The organism is Pseudoalteromonas sp. MEBiC 03485 (assembly GCF_004195145.1).
Taxonomy (GTDB): domain Bacteria; phylum Pseudomonadota; class Gammaproteobacteria; order Enterobacterales; family Alteromonadaceae; genus Pseudoalteromonas; species Pseudoalteromonas apostichopi.
In genome coordinates this window covers 2,750,228-2,772,371 of record NZ_SGBT01000001.1, presented here as the reverse complement: position 1 = coordinate 2,772,371, position 22,144 = coordinate 2,750,228, and the positions used below count along the sequence as shown (strand labels likewise).

At 39.5% G+C, this 22,144-nt stretch carries 20 protein-coding genes; 10 read left to right on the top strand and 10 right to left on the bottom strand.

The annotated features are described in order from the left end of the window. Positions 1-133: 133 nt before the first annotated feature. Positions 134-3,184, top strand: coding sequence for an ATP-binding protein (locus EVU92_RS12760; protein WP_240701313.1), 3,051 nt, complete (start codon positions 134-136; stop codon positions 3,182-3,184). On the opposite strand, the gene EVU92_RS12755 is transcribed toward EVU92_RS12760, so the two are convergent. The 6 genes from EVU92_RS12755 to EVU92_RS12730 all read right to left on the bottom strand — a co-directional run bounded on the left by EVU92_RS12755 (position 3,181) and on the right by EVU92_RS12730 (position 9,884). Further along, complete coding sequence (locus EVU92_RS12755) at positions 3,181-4,014, bottom strand: UDP-2,3-diacylglucosamine diphosphatase (protein ID WP_130051541.1); 834 nt, start codon at positions 4,012-4,014, stop codon at positions 3,181-3,183. The two genes, EVU92_RS12760 and EVU92_RS12755, sit on opposite strands and share 4 nt — an antisense overlap. Before the next feature lie 182 nt (positions 4,015-4,196). Continuing rightward, complete coding sequence (locus tag EVU92_RS12750) at positions 4,197-5,921, bottom strand: proline--tRNA ligase (protein WP_130051540.1); 1,725 nt, start codon at positions 5,919-5,921, stop codon at positions 4,197-4,199. A gap of 126 nt (positions 5,922-6,047) precedes the next feature. After that, complete coding sequence (gene tsaA, locus EVU92_RS12745; protein WP_130051539.1) at positions 6,048-6,752, bottom strand: tRNA (N6-threonylcarbamoyladenosine(37)-N6)-methyltransferase TrmO; 705 nt, start codon at positions 6,750-6,752, stop codon at positions 6,048-6,050. A gap of 99 nt (positions 6,753-6,851) precedes the next feature. Next, positions 6,852-7,424, bottom strand: a complete 573-nt coding sequence (locus EVU92_RS12740; protein ID WP_130051538.1) for an outer membrane beta-barrel protein — start codon at positions 7,422-7,424, stop codon at positions 6,852-6,854. A 239-nt stretch (positions 7,425-7,663) separates the two neighbouring features. Next, positions 7,664-8,128 carry an acyl-CoA thioesterase gene (locus EVU92_RS12735; RefSeq protein WP_054561436.1) on the bottom strand — a complete coding sequence of 155 codons (465 nt, stop codon included), beginning with the start codon at positions 8,126-8,128 and terminating at the stop codon, positions 7,664-7,666. Positions 8,129-8,237: 109 nt separating this feature from the next. Further along, positions 8,238-9,884 (bottom strand): electron transfer flavoprotein-ubiquinone oxidoreductase, encoded by a 1,647-nt coding sequence (locus EVU92_RS12730; protein WP_130051537.1) that lies wholly within the window; start codon positions 9,882-9,884, stop codon positions 8,238-8,240. 193 nt (positions 9,885-10,077) lie between these two features. Between EVU92_RS12730 and EVU92_RS12725 the strand changes: the two genes are divergently transcribed. Both EVU92_RS12725 and EVU92_RS12720 read left to right on the top strand, forming a co-directional pair. After that, positions 10,078-10,827, top strand: a complete 750-nt coding sequence (locus EVU92_RS12725) for an electron transfer flavoprotein subunit beta/FixA family protein (protein WP_130051536.1) — start codon at positions 10,078-10,080, stop codon at positions 10,825-10,827. Continuing rightward, complete coding sequence (locus EVU92_RS12720; RefSeq protein ID WP_130051535.1) at positions 10,828-11,754, top strand: FAD-binding protein; 927 nt, start codon at positions 10,828-10,830, stop codon at positions 11,752-11,754. Positions 11,755-11,991: 237 nt separating this feature from the next. On the opposite strand, the gene EVU92_RS12715 is transcribed toward EVU92_RS12720, so the two are convergent. Together EVU92_RS12715 and asnS are read right to left on the bottom strand one after the other, a co-directional pair. Further along, on the bottom strand, positions 11,992-12,924 hold the full coding sequence (locus tag EVU92_RS12715) for a substrate-binding domain-containing protein (protein ID WP_130051534.1): 933 nt from the start codon (positions 12,922-12,924) through the stop codon (positions 11,992-11,994). A gap of 155 nt (positions 12,925-13,079) precedes the next feature. After that, the gene (gene asnS, locus EVU92_RS12710; RefSeq protein WP_130051533.1) at positions 13,080-14,477 is read right to left on the bottom strand and encodes an asparagine--tRNA ligase; all 1,398 of its coding nucleotides are present in this window, start codon (positions 14,475-14,477) and stop codon (positions 13,080-13,082) included. Between the two features lie 271 nt (positions 14,478-14,748). On the opposite strand from asnS, the gene EVU92_RS12705 reads away from it, so the two are divergent. Continuing rightward, positions 14,749-15,183: an ATP-binding protein gene (locus EVU92_RS12705; RefSeq protein WP_130051532.1), complete on the top strand. Its 435-nt coding sequence runs from the start codon at positions 14,749-14,751 to the stop codon at positions 15,181-15,183. Positions 15,184-15,226: 43 nt separating this feature from the next. On the opposite strand, the gene bioA is transcribed toward EVU92_RS12705, so the two are convergent. Then, complete coding sequence (gene bioA, locus EVU92_RS12700) at positions 15,227-16,519, bottom strand: adenosylmethionine--8-amino-7-oxononanoate transaminase (RefSeq protein ID WP_130051531.1); 1,293 nt, start codon at positions 16,517-16,519, stop codon at positions 15,227-15,229. A gap of 97 nt (positions 16,520-16,616) precedes the next feature. Here bioA and bioB point away from each other — a divergent pair, with 97 nt between their 5' ends. The 5 genes from bioB to htpX all read left to right on the top strand — a co-directional run bounded on the left by bioB (position 16,617) and on the right by htpX (position 21,315). Then, on the top strand, positions 16,617-17,657 hold the full coding sequence (gene bioB / locus EVU92_RS12695; RefSeq protein ID WP_054553903.1) for a biotin synthase BioB: 1,041 nt from the start codon (positions 16,617-16,619) through the stop codon (positions 17,655-17,657). 7 nt (positions 17,658-17,664) lie between these two features. Continuing rightward, positions 17,665-18,798, top strand: a complete 1,134-nt coding sequence (locus EVU92_RS12690; RefSeq protein ID WP_130051530.1) for an 8-amino-7-oxononanoate synthase — start codon at positions 17,665-17,667, stop codon at positions 18,796-18,798. Next, positions 18,795-19,583 carry a methyltransferase domain-containing protein gene (locus tag EVU92_RS12685; RefSeq protein ID WP_130051529.1) on the top strand — a complete coding sequence of 263 codons (789 nt, stop codon included), beginning with the start codon at positions 18,795-18,797 and terminating at the stop codon, positions 19,581-19,583. The genes EVU92_RS12690 and EVU92_RS12685 overlap by 4 nt, the downstream gene beginning before the upstream one ends. 13 nt (positions 19,584-19,596) lie before the next feature. After that, the gene (gene bioD, locus EVU92_RS12680) at positions 19,597-20,280 is read left to right on the top strand and encodes a dethiobiotin synthase (protein ID WP_130051528.1); all 684 of its coding nucleotides are present in this window, start codon (positions 19,597-19,599) and stop codon (positions 20,278-20,280) included. Between the two features lie 174 nt (positions 20,281-20,454). Continuing rightward, positions 20,455-21,315, top strand: coding sequence for a protease HtpX (htpX, locus tag EVU92_RS12675; RefSeq protein ID WP_054561446.1), 861 nt, complete (start codon positions 20,455-20,457; stop codon positions 21,313-21,315). 38 nt (positions 21,316-21,353) lie between these two features. Here the strand turns inward: htpX and EVU92_RS12670 are convergent, their stop codons facing one another. Then, positions 21,354-21,557: a hypothetical protein gene (locus EVU92_RS12670; RefSeq protein ID WP_054561447.1), complete on the bottom strand. Its 204-nt coding sequence runs from the start codon at positions 21,555-21,557 to the stop codon at positions 21,354-21,356. Between the two features lie 80 nt (positions 21,558-21,637). On the opposite strand from EVU92_RS12670, the gene EVU92_RS12665 reads away from it, so the two are divergent. Further along, positions 21,638-22,117, top strand: a complete 480-nt coding sequence (locus EVU92_RS12665; RefSeq protein WP_168990019.1) for a GNAT family N-acetyltransferase — start codon at positions 21,638-21,640, stop codon at positions 22,115-22,117. The last annotated feature ends 27 nt before the right edge of the window (positions 22,118-22,144 follow it).

The following is a 22,144-nucleotide window of genomic DNA, read 5'->3' as shown; positions in this document are numbered from 1 at the left end:
AATAAAGCACCAATTTGGTGCTTTATTTGTATATAGAACAGGCTAACTCCTTACTAATCCTTATTAACTAAAATTTTTTCTGTATACTCCACTTTAGTTATCATTCTCTCCTATACTCTAAAGCAGAGTAGCAATGAAGGCTTTCGATTCAATGGATTCTGGACATTCAGCGCATTTCTTCCAACGTAATAAACTACCAATACTAGCAATTTGTATACTCTTGATATTGGGCAGTATTGTTACAGTAAAATATGAATATGATCTTCGAGAAGAGGTATTTAGCCGCGCACTTGAACAGATGCAGCGAGAACTAGATAGAAAACAAAGTGTGTTTAAAACAAGTCTAAGAGAGAATGTTTCAGCCCTTAATTTCTTAGATTCCACCCCACCAGTACTCGCTATAATGCGTTCCACTAATGATAAACAGGTAGATCCGGTTTTAGGCACGCCTATTTCTGCTTGGAAATACCGCCTCGCAAAAATCTTTAGTGGTTTTATGACTACAGATAAAGAATTAGCGCAGGCGCGATATATTTATATTGCAGACAATGGCAAAGAAGTTGTTCGTGTTGATAATGTCAACGATCAGGTTATTAGAATTAGTGAAGAGAACTTACAGCATAAAGGCCATCGTGATTATATGCGAGTTGCTGCAGAGCTAGAAGATGGTCAAGTTTATATATCACCAATTAACTACAACCGTGAAAATGGACGATTACAACAGCCTTACGTTAGCACATATAGGATTGCTAAACTTGTAAAAGACACTGAAGGTAAGCCGTTTGCTGTTTTGATCCTAAACTATAATGCCGAAGACCTTATCAATAAGTTAACAAGTAATACTTCTAAAAAGCTATCTGTGTATCTTTTAAATGCTCAGCAGCAATTTATTTATCACCCAAAGGAGTCGTATCGCTTTAGTTTTGAGTTGGACGACTCTCATTATTGGTCTGAAGAATTTAGTATCGATCAACAAATGAATGCCAATGATTTTTTTGATGTAATGAATCTTCCTGAAAAATTATATGCTCAGAAAACTATTGAGTTTGAAAATGACATTCACATGCAGCCATTGACTCTGGCTGTTTCTATAAAAACCGAGATACTCTTGCAAGAAATCAATCAAAAACGTATGAGGTTTATAAGCACTTTATGTTTAATGATTATTTCTGTATTAATACTATTTACTATCTATCAACGCGATATTAATAGAAAAATTGAGCTGAGTTTTCTAAAAGAAAAGAATAGTAAAATCATAGAAAACTCGACAGATGCTATCATTATGGTTCAGCCAAATGGAGTTATTTGCAATGCCAATGAAACAGCAAAAACGTATTTTGGTATCACCGAGCATTCAACCCACTTTGATACATTGTTTGATTATAATGAAGAAGATTTTCAAGGGGTTGGCGAAGCGATAAAAAAAGGGCAACGATCTACGTTTGAAGCTGTGCACATTAATGAACAAAACACGCATTATTTTTCGATCACAATGACACCTGTCTATGATGCAGCAAAACAACAATATCAAATAGCGGCCATACTTCGTAATATTGATTCACTTAAGTGTGCTCAACATCAACTTGAAAAGCTTAATACTACATTAGAAGAAAAAGTGAAAAGTCGCACAGCAGAGCTTGAAAAAGCCACCGAAGAAGCTCTTGCAGCAAGTAAAGCTAAAAGTGAATTTGTAGCTAATATCTCACATGAAATCCGCACCCCGATGAATGGGGTACTTGGTATGCTGGAAATGCTCGAAGAAGAGCCTTTATCTACTCAGCAAATGCAATACTTACATTATGCAAATACCAGTGCCAACTCATTGATGACACTGATCAATGACATTCTCGATTTTTCTAAAATTGAAGCTGGTAAACTTGATTTAGATAGTCATGAGTTTGATGTTGTTTCAGTGTGCAGTGATTTAATAACATCGATGGCCGTTCAAGGTCAGAAAAAAGGCATTGAAATACTGTTCGATGCTCATGCTATTACTAAGCGTACTGTAATGGGTGATAGCCACCGCTTAAAACAAATTCTCAATAATTTACTCAGTAACGCATTTAAGTTTACACATAAAGGTCATGTAAGCTTAACGGTTAAAGAACAGCTGCATTCAGACAATACGCTTTGCCTAAGCTTCGTTGTTGAAGATACAGGTATTGGTATTTCGAAAGCAAACCAAAGTAAATTGTTTGAAGTGTTTACCCAAGAGGACTCAAGTACAACACGGCATTATGGTGGCAGTGGTTTAGGGCTTTCAATAAGCCGAAAACTCGCTCAGTTGATGGGTGGTGATATTATCGTTGAAAGTGAAAAAGGAAAGGGCAGCCGCTTTTGGGCAAGTATTTGTGTATCGATAAGTGAGTCGTCAAAAGTGCCGCATCAAAGCAATGTACTGAATGATAAACAAGTAGGCTGTGCAATTCATTATGAATTACTGGCTAACAATGTTGAGCTGCAACTAGCGACACTAGGCCAGAGTCATAAAATAACGCATTTAACTGATGTTTCTGAAACTGATTTTAATGAGTTAGATTTACTTATCATTGATCATAAACATCCAGAACTAAACAATGTGTTGAGTTTTGCAAATCGCTATCCCGACACCTGTGTATTAATTTTAGGTGTTATGACATCACTTAAACAAAAAGAAACATTACCGAGCAATTGTACTGTTATTGCAAAACCTGTCACTCCTGATGAATTAGCCTATAAACTCGCGGTTTTATTTAATGACAATGATTCTGTTATTGAGCGTAAAAATACAGATACTAGAGAAATTATTGAGCTTGATTTAACATCTCGTTCAGTGCTTATCGTCGACGATAACATGATTAATATAGAAGTGAGCAAAGCCATTTTAAGAGATAGCCATGTTCATATTGAATCAGCCAGCGATGGTCTTGAAGCAATTGAGGTATTGAATAACAGCGAAACTCAATTTGATCTGATCTTAATGGATTGCCAAATGCCAAACTTAAATGGTTATGACTGTACTAAAGCTATCAGACAGGGCAAAACAGGTGATAAATACCAAGATGTCGTGATCATTGCTATGACAGCAAGTGCCATGGCGGGTGATAGAGAAAAATGCCTGAGTGTTGGCATGAACGACTATATCACCAAGCCAATTAAACAAGCCACATTGCGCAAAAAGCTATCAATGTGGCTGAAGTCTTAAGCTGCATCTTGGTTTTTATTAAACGCAGCTTTTGGTGTTAGTTTACTAATATCAGCAGAGTGAATCACTTTTTGTGTTTCACTCCAGTGCAGTAATTCAATACGCCCAGAGCTGTTTTCTACTAATGCAGTGCAGTTTTCAATCCAGTCGCCATCATTGCAATACAAAATTCCATCAACCACTTTAACGGCTGGGTGATGAATGTGCCCGCAAATGATGCCATCGACGACTTGTTTTTTTGCTTCGTGGATGGCCGCTTTTTCAAATGCATCAATTGCTTCACGTGCTTTATGCACTCGTGCTTTGATCCAAGAGGCTAATGACCAATAATTACCGCCAAATAGACGGCGAATGCGATTAGTCCAGCGATTTAAAAATAGTAAAAAGTCGTATCCTGCATCGCCTGCAATGCTGATTAATTTGTTGTAGCGAGTTGCTGAGTCAAAATCGTCGCCATGTAAAAGTAAAAACCGTTTGTTGGCTTTAGTTGTATGAATATATTGTTTATGTACTTCTATACCGAATAATGAATCATTAGCATAATGGCGAAAGGTTTCGTCGTGGTTACCCGGTATGTAGATCACTCGTGTGCCATCTTTCGCTTTTTGTTGAATAAGCGCTAACACATCATAATGACTAGGATGCCAAAAAAACTGTCGTTTCATTGACCATAAATCGACAATATCACCGACCAAATACAACACATCGCATTCAATCGCATTTAAAAAGTCTAGTAAATACTGCGCTTGGCAGTCTTTATAACCTAAGTGAACGTCGGAAATCCAAACGGCAGGATAGTGGGTTTTACTACTACAAGTGGTGTTATTCATGGCATTTACTCATGGTGTAATAAAGTAAATGCTAGGTAGAATCAATGACAGATAAAAGACGCTTTAGCGAAACATCTATGACAATTAATCCCAATCCGCAATAATACTTAATTAAGCGAATTGGTAAAATAAAACAAAAAAACCGCCGAAGCGGTTTTTTATATTTTGTATAGCTGACTTAATTAGCCTTTAACAAGTGCTGCAATTTCGGAAGCGGCACTATCTAAATCAAGCATTAGCTTTTCACCAGTATGGCGGTTTTTAAGCTCAACCTTGTTTTCATCAAGGTTACGCTCACCAATAACTAATGTGAAAGGCACACCTAGTAACTCCATGTCGTTGAACATTACACCAGGGCGCTCTTTACGGTCATCAAATAACACATCTAAACCGGCATCTTTCAAACCTTTGTAAAGGTTATCTGCAATATCAGGAATACGATGAGACTTATGCATATTCATAGGTACGATAGCTAAATCAAATGGCGCGATAGGTTGCGGCCATTTAATACCGTATTGGTCGTTGTTTTGCTCAATAGCGGCAGCCACGATACGTGATACACCAATACCGTAACAACCCATTGTCATTACTTGGTTTTTACCTGTTTCACTCAAAACGCCTGCTTTCATTGCTTCTGAGTACTTAGTACCAAGTTGGAAAATATGACCTACTTCAATACCACGTTTGATTTGCAGTGAACCTTGACCACATGGGCTTGGGTCGCCTTCAACGATATTACGGATATCAGCCACTTCGTAGTTTTCTACATCGCGATCCCAATTGATACCACTGAAATGTTCACCATCTTTATTAGCACCTGCTACAAAGTCAGCCATTACGTTAGCTGTGCGATCAACAATAATTGGCATTGATAGACCGACAGGGCCTAAAGAGCCAGGTTTTGCACCAATCGCTGCAACGATGTCTTCTTCTTTTGCCATTTCAAGCGGTGAGTCTACAAGCGGATGTTTCTCAGCTTTTAACTCGTTTAATTCATGGTCGCCACGTAATACAAGGGCAACTAAACCACGTTGTTCGTTTTCATCTGGTGCGCCATACACGATTAATGTTTTAACGCCTCGATGAGGTTTAACACCATAGTGCTCTTTAAGCTCAGCAATTGATTTTGCATCAGGCGTTGGGAACGCTTTTAACTCTTTACTTGCAGCTGGGCGCTCTTCAGTCGGTGCTAATGCTTCTGCTTTTTCGATATTTGCAGCGTAATCACTTGCATCACTAAATGCGATTGCATCTTCGCCTGACTCTGCAAGGACATGGAACTCGTGTGATACGCTACCACCAATAGAACCTGTATCTGCAATAACAGGGCGATAATCAAGACCAAGACGCTCAAAAATGTTACAGTATGCTTTGTGCATTACTTGGTAGGTTTTCTCTAAACACTCATCACTTAAGTGGAAAGAGTAAGCATCTTTCATTGTAAATTCACGAGCACGCATTACACCAAAACGAGGGCGAACTTCGTCACGTACTTTTGTTTGTACTTGGTAAAGAGTAAGCGGTAATTGCTTATAAGAGCTGACTTCTTTACGAACAAAATCCGTGATCACTTCTTCATGAGTTGGACCTAGCGCAAATGGACGATTGTGGCGATCAGTAATGCGTAGCAATTCAGGTCCAAACTGTTCCCAACGGCCAGACTCTTCCCAAAGATCAGCAGGTTGGATAATAGGCATTAACATTTCGATAGCGCCGGCTTTATCCATTTCTTCACGTACAATGTTTTCTACTTTTTTAAGTACGCGTAGTCCAGAGGGCAACCATGTATACAAACCCGACGCAACGCGGCGGATCATGCCTGCTCGTAGCATTAATTGATGAGAAACAATTTCTGCATCAGACGGAGTTTCTTTAAGTGTTGCGAGTATATATTGACTGGTACGCATCTCTATTCCAAGTAGTGTTAAAATTATTATCGTTTACTCAAGACGTTTGAGTAATAACAAGCTGCTAAGTTTACCAGTGGAAGCACTGACACTAAAGCGCTATGTGTTAAAAAAAGTGTTAAAAAACTAGCATTTTTCAATGCTGGTCACTGTATTATGATTATCCTGAACATGCCACCTAATATTAAAATCATATAAGGTCATACCGTAGCTTTGCTCTGAGTCACGTTGCTTTTTGTATGCAGGGCGAGGATCTTGCTTTAATACATTGCTTATAAAGGCTTTTAATTCAGGTTGTTCGGTTTGTTTTTCGATAAACGCAAGAGCTTCATCACTAAACTCGACACTCATATCTGTTTCTGGTCGGGTATCGGCAAAACCAGCGGTGGCGTCGGTCATTGCATCTGAATACGGCAGGTAAGGCTTAATGTCCAAAATTGGTGTGCCATCGAGTAAATCAATACCTGATAGTAATAAGCTTAACTGACCATTTTTATACTCGATACCTTCAAGTTTTACAGCACTCATACCAATTGCATTTGGGCGGAAGGTGGCACGTGTTGCAAATACGCCTTTTCGTTCGTTACCGCCAAGGCGAGGGGGTCTAACCATTGCTGAGTAGCCTTTATCAGCGGTTTCATGAAATCTGAATAATAACCAAATATGGCTGAATTCATCGAGACTACGTACAAACTCTTCACGATTAAAATCACTACTAAATACTAGCTTTGCTTTAGCTTCAGGAACCAAGCGAGGTTGGCGAGGTATAGCAAACTTTTGTTTGTATGGAGATTGAATGTGGCCGACGGCGGTTAATTGGTATTCGCTCATTGTGCAATGTCGTTAAGAAAATCTAACGACATTTTACATGCAAACACAAAAAAAGGCAGTCGAGACTGCCTTTTAAATATTTAGACTGTATAGTCTAAATTAAAACATGTATTGGAATGATACAGACGCTACATCCATATCTGGGTCAATGTCATCTTCTAACTTATAGCGCTCATATTCTAAACGTACTTGCACGTTTGTTGTAAAAGCATACTCAATACCTGCACCATAAAATACATCGCCGCCATCTGTGTCAGCACTAATGCTGCCAAGCTCGCCTAGATCTTGCTCAATTTCAGCGTCCCACTCTAGCCAACCACCTTTAGCATAAACAGAAAAGTTATCAGTAATTGGTGCTGCTAAGCGTGCCGCAAGAGAAACACCGTCAATTTCAGCTTTAGAATCGATATCACTTACTTCATCAAAATTTTGGTATGCAAGTTCAAGGCTAAGATACTTATTAAACTGAGTACCAATATAACCTTTTAGCATTTGCGAGTCGTCATCGAAGTCAGTGTCATTTTCACTATCTTCAAACTCGAAAGAATATTGGCCATAGCCGATACCGGTATAAATACGCGGAGAATCCATTTCGGTAATATCTGCATGTGCTGCATTGTTAAAACCCAGTAGTGCTAAAGAAAGTGCAGAAATTGAAATTGCTTTAATCATTTAATAGCTCCTTTATAAAATAAATAAACGAATGTTTCGCGTCATTCACAAGGAGTGTTGCAATGACAATGCCAACGCAAAAATAAAGCCTAAAGTATTGTTTTTAGGCTTTATTAAGCGTTTTTTTGAACAGGTTGTTGAAACTGTAATCAGGCATTCAGTTTGGCAGTCGTAACAATTTCAGGGTGCTCTGTAGAAGTTACTAAGTGCAGATTTTAAATTCGCGTTGTTTTGTATTTTTACGCTTTTTGCAAAAGGGTTTCTGTTTCAATCGCGATCTCTTTCATTTTAATCGCATAGTTTTCGATTTTCTTCTCTTCATCTGTTACTGCTGTATATGAAGGCACTTCAATTGGGTAACCCGCTTCATCCATGGCAATAAAACTAATAACGCAATGATTGGTTTCAACCAGGTTTTGTGTTTTTGGATCGCCACAGCGTACTTGAATAAAGATTTGCATGCTGGTTTTACCAGTGTGGGCGATACTTGCTTTCACTTCGACTATTTGGCCAACCAAAATAGGGCGCTGAAACTTCACGCCTGCGACAGAGACTGTAACGCAGTAATGTCCACTCCAACCAGCAGCACAGGCATAACCAGCTTGGTCAATCCACTTCATTACCACACCACCATGAACCTTACCGCCAAAATTTACATCGGTAGGTTCAGCTAAAAAACGAAAGGTTACACTTGAAGACGGCATACTTTACTCACTTTTATAATAAATCACGACATTTTCAGCATAGCCTAAAAAAGGGGCCGAAGCCCCTGCAATTTAGGATAAATTTTAATTAAATGAGTAACGTGCGTTACTACATGTTAGGGTAGTTTGGTCCACCAGCTCCCTCAGGGGTTACCCAAGTAATGTTTTGACTAGGGTCTTTTATGTCACAGGTTTTACAGTGAACACAGTTTTGCGAATTGATAACAAACTCTTTCTCACCTTCGACTTCCTGAACTTCGTAAACACCAGCAGGGCAGTAGCGTTGTGCAGGCTCATCAAATTGTACCAAATTCACTTTGATGGGAATCGAGTTATCTTTTAGCTTTAAATGACATGGCTGCGATTCTTCATGATTGGTATTTGATAAAAACACAGATGAAAGTTTATCGAAGCTAAGTTTGCCATCTGCTTTCGGGTAGTCGATTTTTTCAGCCTGATCAGCAGTGACTAAGGTGGCATGGTCTGGCATGTTATCTTCAAAATTAAACGGTAAGCTGCCACCGAATAGGTTTTGATCAAGCGTATTGTAAGCACCGCCTAAGAACTTACCTAGTTTATGCATAACAGGGCCAAAGTTCCGCGATTGATATAGCTCTTTATAAGCCCAGCTTTGTTCAAAGGCTGTTTTATATTCAGCTAAATCAGCATTTTCTTTACCATCACCTAGGGCTGCTAAAATGACATCAGCTGCGACCATGCCAGACTTCATTGCCGTATGATTACCTTTAATTTTGGCAAAATTTAATGTGCCAGCATCACAGCCCACGAGTAAACCACCCGGAAAGTGCATTTTTGGTAATGAGCGCAGCCCACCTTTTGCAATAGCCCTAGCACCATAAGCTATACGTTCGCCCCCTTCTAAAACATCTTTAAAAATAGGGTGATGTTTCATACGTTGGAATTCATCAAACGGACTCAAATGCGGGTTCGAATAGTTCAGATCAACAATTAAACCAACAACAACTTGGTTGTTGTCGCTGTGGTACATAAACGCACCACCGCTGGTATCACCTGTTAACGGCCAACCTGTACCATGTACTACGGTGCCTTCTTTGTGTTTACTTGGATCGATTTGCCAAATTTCTTTGAAGCCTAAACCGTAATGCTGTGGTGACGCATCTTTATCAAGGGCAAAGTGTTTGATTAGCTCTTTACCTAAATGACCGCGGCAGCCTTCAGCAAATACGGTGTATTTAGCTCTAAGCTCCATACCTGGCATATAACCATCTTTTTCGTTGCCGTCTTTATCAAGACCCATATCGCCGGTAATAATGCCTTTAACTGTATCTTCTTCAATGATTAGAGAGTGCGCGCTAAACCCTGGGAAAATTTCTACACCTAAATTTTCAGCTTGCTCGGCTAAAAAGCGACACACATTACCCATAGAAACTATGTAATTACCGTCGTTATGAAAAGTTTTAGGACTAGCAAAGTGGGGGATGCTAGTGGCTTTCTCACTGTTATTGAACCAGTAAATGTCATCTTGAGTTACTTTAGTAGTAACGGGAGCGCCTAATGACTGCCAATCAGGTAGTAATTCATCGAGTGCTTTAGTCTCAAAAACGGCACCCGATAAAATGTGTGCGCCCACCTCAGAGCCTTTTTCTACCACACAGATCATTAATTCTTGTTGTTTTTCTTGTGCTTGTTGAGCCAATCTAATTGCAGTTGATAAACCTGCTGGGCCTGCGCCTACGATGACTACATCAAATTCCATGGTTTCGCGTTCGACCATATTAACCTCTTCTCGGTGACGGACCTGCTGTAAAGAACCTTATTTCATACTTGCAAATGAAACGTTACAGGCTGTGAATACTTTAAGGTTATTTTAGGTTGACGTTTACGTCAACAGGAAGTAGTCTGAATTCATAAAATAAATAAGTTGACGCGAAGGTTAACTTTGAGAACACACAATTGATGGAGTCACGATGAAAGTCCTCGTTCCAATTAAAAGAGTAATTGACTACAACGTCAAAGCACGCGTTAAAGCCGATAAAACGGATGTTGATTTAGCTAATGTGAAAATGGCGATGAACCCGTTTTGTGAAATTGCAATTGAAGAAGCTATTCGTTTAAAAGAAGCAGGAACTGCCACTGAGGTTGTTGCTGTGACTATTGGTAATAAATCATCTCAAGAGCAATTACGGACAGCGTTAGCACTTGGTGCTGATAAAGCCATTCATATTGAAACAGAAGAAAAGCTTGAGTCTTTGCATGTTGCTAAATTACTTAGCAAGATTGTAGAGCAAGAATCACCTGAGCTAGTTATTTTAGGTAAGCAATCGATTGACTCTGACAACAATCAAACTGGGCAAATGCTTGCTGCATTAACTGGTCGTGGCCAAGGTACCTTTGCGTCTAAAGTGGACGTACAAGCAGGTACGGTTAATGTAACACGTGAAGTAGACGGCGGTTTACAAACTGTTGCGCTGAAACTCCCAGCTATTGTTACCACAGACTTACGTTTAAATGAGCCACGCTATGCTTCATTACCAAACATTATGAAGGCTAAGCGTAAACCGCTTGATGTTATTGCCGCTGATAGTCTCGGTGTAGACCTTACTCCTCGCGTGCAATTGGTTGAAGTTAACGAGCCAGAAAAGCGCAGCGGCGGTATTGTTGTAGAAGATGTAGCGACATTAGTAGAAAAGTTAAAAACAGAAGCGAAGGTGATCTAAATGAAAACATTAGTGATAGCCGAACACGACAAAGGTGTTCTAAAGCCTGAAACCAATAAAACGGTTACAGCTGCTGTTAAACTAGGCTTTGATGTAGATTTATTACTTGCAGGTGAAAACTTATCTGCAATGAGTGAGCAAGCAGCGTCAATTGCAGGTGTAAGCAACGTTTTAATTGCAGATGATGCAGCTTATGCACACCAACTAGCTGAAAATGTCGCGGATCTGGTTTTATCTTTAGCAGATAACTATTCACACATTGTCGCAAGCGCAACAACAACGGGTAAGAACTTTATGCCGCGTGTTGCAGCACTTCTTGATGTCGCTCAAATCTCTGAAATCATTGATGTGATTGATGCTGATACCTTCAAGCGTCCTATCTATGCTGGTAATGCAATTGCGACAGTAAAATCACTTGATAGCAAAAAGGTTATTACCGTTCGTGCAAGTAGCTTTGATGTTGCACCAGAGCAAGCACCTGTAGCTGCAACTAGTGTTACAGGTAAAGGTTCAGTTGGTCTAAGCGAGTTTGTATCAGAAGAACAAACTGAATCAGAGCGTCCAGAGCTGACTGCTGCACCTGTGGTTATTTCAGGTGGTCGCGGTATGCAAAATGGTGAAAACTTTGCGTTGTTAAATGGTATTGCCGATAAACTAGGCGCAGCCATTGGTGCTTCACGCGCCGCTGTAGATGCGGGCTTTGTACCAAATGATATGCAAGTGGGTCAAACAGGTAAAATTGTTGCCCCAGATCTATATATTGCTGTGGGTATCAGTGGTGCAATTCAACACCTAGCGGGTATGAAAGACTCTAAAGTGATTGTTGCCATCAATAAAGACCCTGACGCACCAATTTTCCAAGTCGCTGACTACGGTTTAGTTGCGGATTTATTTGATGTGTTACCAGAGCTAGAAAGCGCTCTGTAACCCATAACGATTCTGGTTGTTAAAAGCTGTTCACCTTTTCGGTGCGCAGCTTTTTTTCGTTTTATACAAATCCGCTTAATTAAGTAGTCTATTTTGAGGCAATAAAACCTTGTTGATAACAAGGCAAAAATTTCGTTATTTAGTTGTTCTAAATGAGAAATTTTTAACGCAGTTAGCGACAGGTTTAATCCCTCAAAATGATTAAGTATTATTGCGGGTTGGTATTATATCTTCAGATTACTGTTTTACCGGAAGGTAACCAAATTCAAGCATCCTCTGTTGTATCTTGTGTGATTTAACAATTACATCGAGCCTATTACCAATCTTTTTTGAGCGTGGTGATTGTGTATTAACAATAAGCACAAGAGGCCTAACAAAGGCATAATCGCCATTTTGAATTGATTCGACTGAAGGACTGACACCATCAATCTGTAGTAAAGCAACCTTATTAATGCGTCTGTCATTTTCTAATTTACTGATAGCACCATATGAATCATAGGCAATGGCATTTGGTATACGTTGCACTATCCCCAGTGCTTGATTGAACTGATCGTAAAGCTCAACTTTCTTATCTGAAAATAAACCTCTGTTACCCGCTATTTTTAGGCGTATAAAGTTACTGCCAGGTTCTTGGATATAATCTAAATTTAGATATTCTAAAAATACATCAAAGCTGCCATGGTTAGTGCCTTTACTAAAAAGCAGGATCTCATCATTTTTTGCACTAAGCTCAGGTGTATAAGGTGAAACCTCAGACCACGCCTTTAGTTTACCTTGGTAGATATCGCTTAGCTTTTTAGTGGTAAGTTCAGTGATGTTTAAGTTTTTATTTACAAAAAATGCGATTGCATCTTGGGCTATGATTATTTGCCGCAAAAAAGGCCAGCGTTGTTGCTCTTCTTTTGATAAATAACGGGAGCTGGTGCCGATATCGATAACATTTTCGGCAATGGCTTTAATGCCTTTATCACTGCCCATCGGTCTAATTTGTATGCTATTGCCAAACTCTTGGCTTAAGTCATCTTTTATATCGACTAATAATTCTGTCACTGTGGTTGAGCCTGCAATAAAAATTGGTTTCGAATTAATATTTTCTTCAATTGCATACGCACTATGTGCAGAGATAAGGGTTGTAGATAGCAAAAGGGCTTTCATAGAGCGAAATAGCATAGTAGACACAAACTCCTTAATAGTTAGCTTCTTATCAATATAGGCAATATGTCTGGCTTTGCTAATTCTTTAGACTGTAATTTTTTAAAATATTTAATGATTTACACACAAAAAAGCCGCTCGAAAGCGGCTTTTAAATAATCTAGCGTTACTTATTAGTAAGTCGCGCTGCCTTTTGTACGAGGGAAGGCGATAACGTCACGAACGTTGCCCATACCTGTTACATAAGCAACTAAGCGCTCAAAACCTAAACCAAAACCAGAGTGTGGAACAGTACCGTATTTACGCAGATCACGGTACCAGCTGTAGTCTTCTTTATCTAAGCCCATTTCTTCTAAACGTTTGTCTAGTACATCTAGGCGCTCCTCGCGTTGAGAGCCGCCGATGATTTCACCGATACCCGGCGCAACGACATCCATCGCTGCCACTGTTTTGCCGTCTTCGTTTTGACGCATGTAGAACGCTTTTATATCACGCGGGTAATTTTTGATAACTACTGGTGCGTTAAAGTGTTCTTCAGCAAGGTAACGCTCGTGCTCAGATTGTAAATCTACACCCCATTCAACAGCGAACTCGAACTTCTTGCCGCATGCTTTTAAGATTTCGATAGCATCAGTGTAATCGACTTGAGCGAAATCTTTTGTAACGAACTCTTCTAAACGAGAGATAGCTGTTTTCTCTACACGTTGTGCAAAGAATTCCATGTCATCACGACGTTCAGTTAATACTGCATTGAAAACATATTTCAGCATGTCTTCAGCAAGTTTTGCAATATCTTCTAAATCTGCGAACGCAACTTCAGGTTCGACCATCCAAAACTCTGCTAAGTGACGCGATGTGTTTGAGTTCTCAGCACGGAAAGTAGGGCCAAAGGTATAGATTTTTGACATTGCAGATGCGTATGTCTCACCATTTAACTGACCAGACACAGTTAAGAACGCTTCTTTACCGAAGAAATCTTCGCTGTAATCGATGTCACCTTTATCTGTGCGTGGCAAGTTTTGCATATCTAAAGTAGATACACGGAACATTTCACCTGCACCTTCACAGTCACTTGCAGTGATAATAGGCGTGCTGATCCAGTAGAAACCTTGTTCGTGATAAAAACGGTGAATCGCTTGTGCTAAACAGTTACGTACACGAGTTACTGCGCCCATAATGTTAGTACGAGGGCGAAGGTGCGCATGTTCACGTAAATACTCAATGCTATGACGTTTAGCTGACATAGGGTAAGTATCTGGGTTCTCAACCCAACCTAATACTTCAACAGAGTTAGCCTGAATCTCGAAAGACTGACCTTGGCCTGCTGAAGGAACAAGGATACCGGTTACAGAGACTGAACAACCAGCAGTTAAACGTGTGACTTCATCATAATTATTGAGTGAATTAGGTACTACCGCTTGAATAGGATCAAAACACGAACCGTCATGAACGGCTAAAAATGAAATTCCTGCTTTTGAATCGCGGCGTGTACGGATCCAGCCTTTTACTGTTACTTGGCTGTCTACCGCAACCTTGCCTTTTAATAGCTCTGAAATCGCTAAATGGCTCATCTTCACTCCAATGATATAAGTTGCCTAATATTATAATGCTGTGCATTGCACTTGAATCGACTATCTTACCTTCGTAAATCAAATAAAAAAACTATTCAGGCGTACTCTTTAGTAGTTTTTCTTCAATTGGATAAAATAGCAGCAATATTTTGCGTAAAATTTGCGTTTATTTAAATTCTCGCTGCGCTAATTGGTTATTTTGTGGCATTATTAACAATTCTCAACAGGATAACTGTCCTTTAGTCTTTAATTAATTTGTATAACAGGTGCTATGAAACAAGTTTTTATTCTTCGCGGCTTACCAGGTTCAGGTAAATCATATTATGCACAAAGCCTTGCTGATGAGTTGGTAGCAGGTAATGAAAGTGACTATGTAGTGTGCGCAACAGATGATTATTTTTACAATAGCGAAGGTGTATATCAATTTGATAAGTACAAGCTACCTGAATATCATAATCTAAACCTTGCGCGCTTTATTAATGCTTTAGCAGAAGAAATTCCGCTAGTGATTGTTGATAACACCAATATCAAAAAGTGGGAATTTATCGCTTACGCACAAGCTGCCACTGCATTGGGTTATCAAGTAAAAGAAGTCATCGTTGGTGAAATTAAAGACAAGTCTCTCCAGCATCTTTACGCCAAGCGCTGTGAACATAAAGTACCGCTTCGAATGATAAGTAAAATGGCATATATGTTTGAATGGTAAAGTTTAAAGGAAAAGGAAGCAGCAGCTTCCTTTTTTAATGTCTTCAATACGCCTGTTGTTCAATGGCTGCAAAAATAGCATCACATAATTTCGTTAGGCTTTGTTCATTGCTTATATATGGCGGCATTAAATAAATTAACTTGCCAAATGGGCGGATCCAAACACCTTGCTCTATAAAAAAGCGTTGAATTCTAGCTACATCAACATTTTGATTAAGCTCTACAACACCAATAGCGCCTAATGTGCGCACATCAACGACTGCATCGAGTTGCTTACATTTAGTAAGTTGGGATGTTAGCACGTCATTTATGTGTTCAATTTGTTCTTGCCAAGGTTGCTCTAGTAGTAAATCAATACTCGCGCAGGCTGTGGCACAGGCAAGCGGGTTACCCATAAACGTTGGGCCATGCATTAATACGCCGGCTTCACCTTCACTAATGCCAACAGCGACTTTGCTGGTGGTTAATGTTGCTGATAGCGTCATCATGCCACCTGTTAATGCTTTGCCAATACATAAAATATCTGGCTCGATATTGGCATGTTCAACAGCAAACAAGGTACCGGTGCGGCCAAACCCTGTGGCGATTTCATCACAAATAAGTAAAACATCATACTTATCGCAAAGAATGCGCAGGTGTTTTAAGTAATCAGGATGGTAAAAATTCATGCCTCCGGCATTTTGAACAATGGGTTCAATGATAAAAGCAGCCACATCTTGATGATGAGTTGCAAAATAGCTTTCAAGCGTATCCGCTTCAGCAGGGCTAAACTCTTCATTAAATTTAGAAATAGGAGCCGGCACAAAAACATGTTCAGGTAAAAACCCTGAATACATGCTGTGCATTGAATTTATTGGATCGCAAACGCTCATGGCTGCGAAGGTGTCGCCATGATAACCCTTTAGCGGCGTCATTAACTTTTGCTTGCTGGTGTATCCTTGGCTTAACCAGTATTGCAAAGCCATTTTGATTGCGACTTCAACACTCACAGAGCCACTATCGGCTAAGAACACTTTATCAAGTGAAGCAGGTGTCATACTTACCAACTTTTTACACAGCTCAACAGCGGGCTCATGAGTTAAGCCACCAAACATAACATGGCTCATTTTGCTAACTTGCTTGGTGATTGCCTCATTTAAAACAGGGTGGCAGTAACCATGAATTGCACTCCACCAAGAGGCCATACCATCTATTAGGCTTTCACCTGTTTCTAAGAAAATACGATTTGCATTTGCATGACTTACTGGATACACGGGAAGGGGTTGAGTCATAGAAGTATAAGGGTGCCAAATATGGTCACGATCAAAATCTAAATCTATTGGTTGTTTATTAATCATATGTAAACTTTGTATCACTTCAATTCGTTGACAATGTTACGTCAAGTCGTAGACTAAGCCAATCAAACCGTCCTAATAATTTAAAAAAGAGACTATTATGGAGCACGCAGTTGTCCGTCACGATTGGACTCACCAAGAAGTAAAAGCATTATTCGAAATGCCATTCAATGATTTGTTATTTAAAGCGGCCAGTGTTCACCGTGAAAACTTCAACCCAAATGAAGTACAAATTTCTACTTTGTTATCGATTAAAACCGGTGCTTGCCCAGAAGATTGCAAATATTGTCCTCAGTCAGGTCATTATAAAACAGACCTAGACCGTGAGCGCCTTATGGAAGTAGAAAAAGTGGTTGAACAAGCGCGTGTTGCTAAAGAAAAAGGGGCAACACGTTTTTGTATGGGGGCTGCTTGGTCTGACCCTAAAGAGCGAGATATGCCATATATTTCAAAAATGGTAAAAGAAGTTAAAGAACTTGGGCTTGAGACTTGTATGACACTTGGCATGCTAGATAACGAAAAAGCTCATGCATTAAAAGACGCCGGTCTTGATTACTACAACCATAACCTTGATACATCGCCAGAGTATTATCAACAGATCATTACAACACGTACTTATCAAGACCGTTTAAATACCATTGATAATGTGCGTGATGCCGGAATGAAAGTGTGTTCAGGTGGTATAGTCGGTATGGGAGAGCAGGCTGCTGATCGTTTTGGTTTATTAATGCAATTAGCAAACTTGCCGCAACAGCCAGAGAGTGTGCCAATTAACATGTTAGTTAAGGTGAAAGGTACACCTCTTGAAGATGTAGAAGACTTAGATCATTTTGAGTTCATTCGTACTATCGCAGTTGCACGTATTATGATGCCTAAAAGTTATGTTCGTTTATCAGCTGGCCGTACTGCGATGAATGAACAAATGCAATCTATGTGTTTCTTTGCTGGTGCTAATTCAATTTTCTACGGTGATAAGTTACTGACTACAGAAAACCCTGAAGCAGACGCTGATATGATGCTGATTAAAAAATTAGGTATGAACCCAGAAACCCGTGAAGATTATTCTGATGAAGCGGTTGCAGCATCGCTTTCTTCAAAAGTTGCCGATAAAGCAACATCAGAACTATTTTACGAAGCGTAACATTTAAATGGCTTTCGATTTTATTGCCGAGCATCTTGAAGAGCGTCAAGCAGATGCATTACTGAGACAGCGTCAACTTGTTGAGCAATCAAGCGGGCGTTTTATAAAAGTTGCTGGTAAACAATATTTAAATTTTGCCAGTAATGACTACCTTGGCTTTGCTGATGATTTTATCGAAATACAAGCACAGCAACTAGGTAGCCACAGTTCTGCTCTAGTGAATGGCTATAATAAAGCGCAGCAACAGCTTGAACAGCGTTTATGCAAGCTATTAGGCTTTGAAAGCACGATGTTATTTAATAGCGGATTTAGTGCTAATAGCAGCGTATTAAAAGCATTGTTTCAAGATAAAAGCGTGGCGCAATCATCGGCAATTTTTCAAGATAAGCTCAATCATGCCAGCTTAATTGATGGCGGCCTTCATTCTGCCGCTGCTATGGTGCGTTTTAATCATAACGACCTAAAGCATCTAGAATCTCGGCTACAAAAGTCAAAAGCAAAGCATAAACTCATTGTGAGTGAAGGGGTGTTTTCAATGGATGGTGATAAAGCCCCCATTGAAGAACTGTTTAAACTTGCTAAACAATACGATGCGTGGCTCATGATTGACGACGCCCATGGCTTTGGCGTATTGGGTGAGCAAGGCTTAGGAAGTTGTGAGGTAATCAAGCCAGATTTATTAATTATCACCTTTGGAAAGGCACTTGCAAGTAGTGGTGCTTGCCTGCTTGCGTCAAAACAAATGGTTGATTACATGCTGCAGTATAATCGTGAATACATCTATTCAACAGCGATGTCACCATTGATGGCAAGTTGTACCCTTGAGCGACTTGAAAAGTTAATTAAGGCTGATGAGAAACGCTCTCAGCTTATAGAGAATATTGCCTACTTTAGAGTGCTTGCTAAAGAGCATAACTTAGCATTAATGGAATCAACAACGGCTATACAACCTTTGGTTCTAGGTGATGCAGAACATACACTTGCCGTTGCGAATAAGCTCAAAGAAAAAGGTGTATGGTTAACTGCTATTCGACCACCCACGGTACCTTATAATACGGCACGACTTAGGATCACCTTAAGTAGCGCGCATCAACCTGACGATATAAAACAGCTGGTTGATTCGCTAGTGGAGTGTTTATGATTGTTCAATTGCAAGCCGCTACAAATTGTCAAAGTAATAAGCTAACAACACAAACTAAGTTTTCTAGAGCCGCTGCAAATTATGCAAGTCATGCCAATGTTCAAAAACAAGCTGCTACACACTTATTTAAAATGATGGCAAATAAGCATCAGCAGGGTACTTGCCTTGACTTAGGGGCAGGGCCTTTAGTTAACACGGCAATGCTTAAAACACATTTTGATACTGTACTGGCAATGGACTTAAGTCATTCCATGCTAAGCACAGAGCAAAGCCCGCGTTGTTTAAAAGTGTGTGCTGATATGGATAACTTACCTTTACAACAAAATACACTTGATTGTGTATTTAGTAATTTTGCAATGCAATGGTCTGCTGATTTTAAAGAACTGCTTAAAAACCTTTTTTGTTCTTTAAAAATAGGCGGAAAAGTCTATTTAAGTTGCGTTGTAGATGGATCGCTTAAAGAGATTAAACAAGCATTTAGTTGTATAGATCAGCAAAGTCATATTAATCAATTCCATTGTGCTAATAAGGTTATTGAGTATGCAAAATCTGCGGGGTTTAAACTGAATTTTGCTGCCGATAGATGTTACATAGATACCTATAATTCACCCTTAGAAGCCCTGCGTTCGATTAAAGCTATTGGCGCTACATCACTACAAACTAAGCAAAAACGCCAAGGGTTATTAACGAGGCATGCCCTCAATAGTGTTTGTAAGGCATACCCTCTGGTTGATGGGCATGCTAGAGTGAGCTATCAAGTTGTCCTTTTAGAACTAGAAAAATAGAATTAATTAAATAATGAAAGAATTTTTTATCACTGGTACAGACACCGATGCTGGAAAAACCCATGTAACCAGTTTGTTGTTAAACTTGCTGGCGCAACATAAACAGCGTGCCGTTGGTTTTAAACCTATTGCTGCAGGTGCAGAAGAAGCATTTGGTCAGCTAGTTAACGATGATGCTTTAACTTTAATGGAAAGCTCATCGATTGGGGTTAAATATAACATTGTTAACCCCTTTACTTATGAGCCGCCCATTGCACCGCATATTGCCGCTGCTCAAGTAGGGGACAGACTGACATTTGATAAACTTGATGTTGCTTATGCAAATGTAAAAGCACTCAATACCGATTATATTCTTACAGAAGGTGCAGGCGGTTGGTGTTTACCTATCAACGAAACCGATTTACTCAGCGATTGGGTTAAATCACAAAACCTTAATGTTGTGCTAGTAGTAGGCATGAAGCTTGGTTGCCTTAATCACGCACTATTGACAGCTGCTCACTTTAAAGCACTTGGTGTCAATTGTGTGGGTTGGATAGCAAATCATGTAGACCCAAACATGCGTGAACAAGACGCCAATTTAGAAACTTTAAAATCAGCACTACCTTTCCCGCTTTTAGCGATTAGTCCGTATACAGACGGCACCCCTAAATTAAAAATTTACAAAACCTTACTTGAAATTTTATCTATCAACCCATAATAATTGAGTTGTTACTTTTGACATACTCTGTCACAATTGGTTGCAATTAGTTCCTTGCAACCAATTGCATAAGCCCTAAACTGAGTTGGTAGAGCACCCAGATAATTTTATTAACTAACGATTTTTAACCATGTCGTTAGTTAATACAATTGGTATGTTTATTCTGAGGTTTTTATGAAGCGTGTATTTCTGTTTCTACTTACAAACTTAGCGGTAATGCTAGTGTTAGGTATTGTGTTGTCTATTGTGATGAGCGTACTGGGTATTAGCCATCGCAGTTTAGGCGGCATTTTAGTTATTTCGACCGTATTTGGTTTTGGTGGATCGTTTATTTCGTTATTTATGTCGAAATGGATGGCAAAAAAATCAACTGGTGCACATGTTATTGAACAGCCTCGTTCTGAAACAGAACAATGGTTGGTTTCAACGGTAGCTGCGCAAGCGAAAAAAGCAGGTATCGCGATGCCAGAAGTGGCTATTTACGATAGCCCTGAAATGAACGCATTTGCGACCGGCCCAAGTAAGAACAACTCGCTGGTGGCTGTGAGCACAGGTTTATTACACAACATGAATCAAGATCAAGCTGAGGCGGTATTGGCTCATGAGGTATCTCACATTGCAAATGGTGACATGGTAACGCTTACTCTTATTCAAGGTGTAGTGAATACCTTTGTTATCTTTATGGCGAAAGTATTGGCAGGTATTGTTGATAACTTCCTTAATAGTGATGAAGAAGAGGGCGGTAGTAGCTGGACATACTTCTTGTTCGATATGATTTTCCAAATGTTATTTGGTGTTCTAGCAAGTGTGATTGTTGCTTACTACAGCCGTAAACGCGAATTCTCTGCGGATGCCGGTGCAGCAAAACTAGTAGGTGCAGATAAAATGCGTAGCGCCCTTGAGCGTTTAAAACAAAACCACCCATCACAACTAGAAGGATCAATGATGGCATTTGGTATTGCAAGCGGTAAAGGTGTTGCTGAGTTATTCTCATCACACCCACCACTTGATGAGCGTATTAACGCATTACGTTAATTGTAAAGACGAAAAAGCCAGCTTGATGCTGGCTTTTTTTATTGTTGGTTTTTCTCGCGCTCGAGTTGTTGTGGTAATAAAACCTCAACAATTTCACGGGCCGGTAAGGTATATCTTACACCATCGAACATCACTGAAGTGTGTTCATCAATACTAGTGATCCCTGTTAAAGTCCAGCCTTCGCCGCGTTCTTTACAGTAGACTGTGGTGGTAGGTTGAATTACTTTAAATTCTTCACTCATCGAACTTAATCTAATTGCTTGAAATTGCATTTATAGTAAGACAATAATGCCAGCTCATAAAGTAAAAAGAAGAAATTAACGTGTCAAACCACGATGACTTAGCCTTTGACTTACGTCCCATTCGTCATAAAGATTGTCAAGCGATTTGGGGTATTTTAAAAGATCCCCATGTTCAATCGTTTAATGATTACAGCGCTGAAATAACGAAAGGTGACGTATATGACTTTATTCAAGGCGACATAGAACGTTTTTATAATCAACAAGGCATTCGTTTAGTTATTGTTTTAAGAAGTAGTGGGCAAGTTATTGGCAGTGTTGGCCTATTTAACATAATTAACGGGCAAGGTATGTTGGGATTTGAATTGTCATCGCAATTCTTTGGCAAGGGGATAATGCAAAAGGTATTAGAAATGCTATTTGACAAACTGACTACCTTTGTAGCGACTCCGCTTAACAGTGTGGTGGCTTTAGTTAATCCAAATAATAGTGCAAGTATTAAGCTGTTAAAAAAATGCGGCTTTCAAAATCATGAAGCTCACTGGATAAAGTATATTAACTAATTACTATAATATTACAATCTTGTTCTG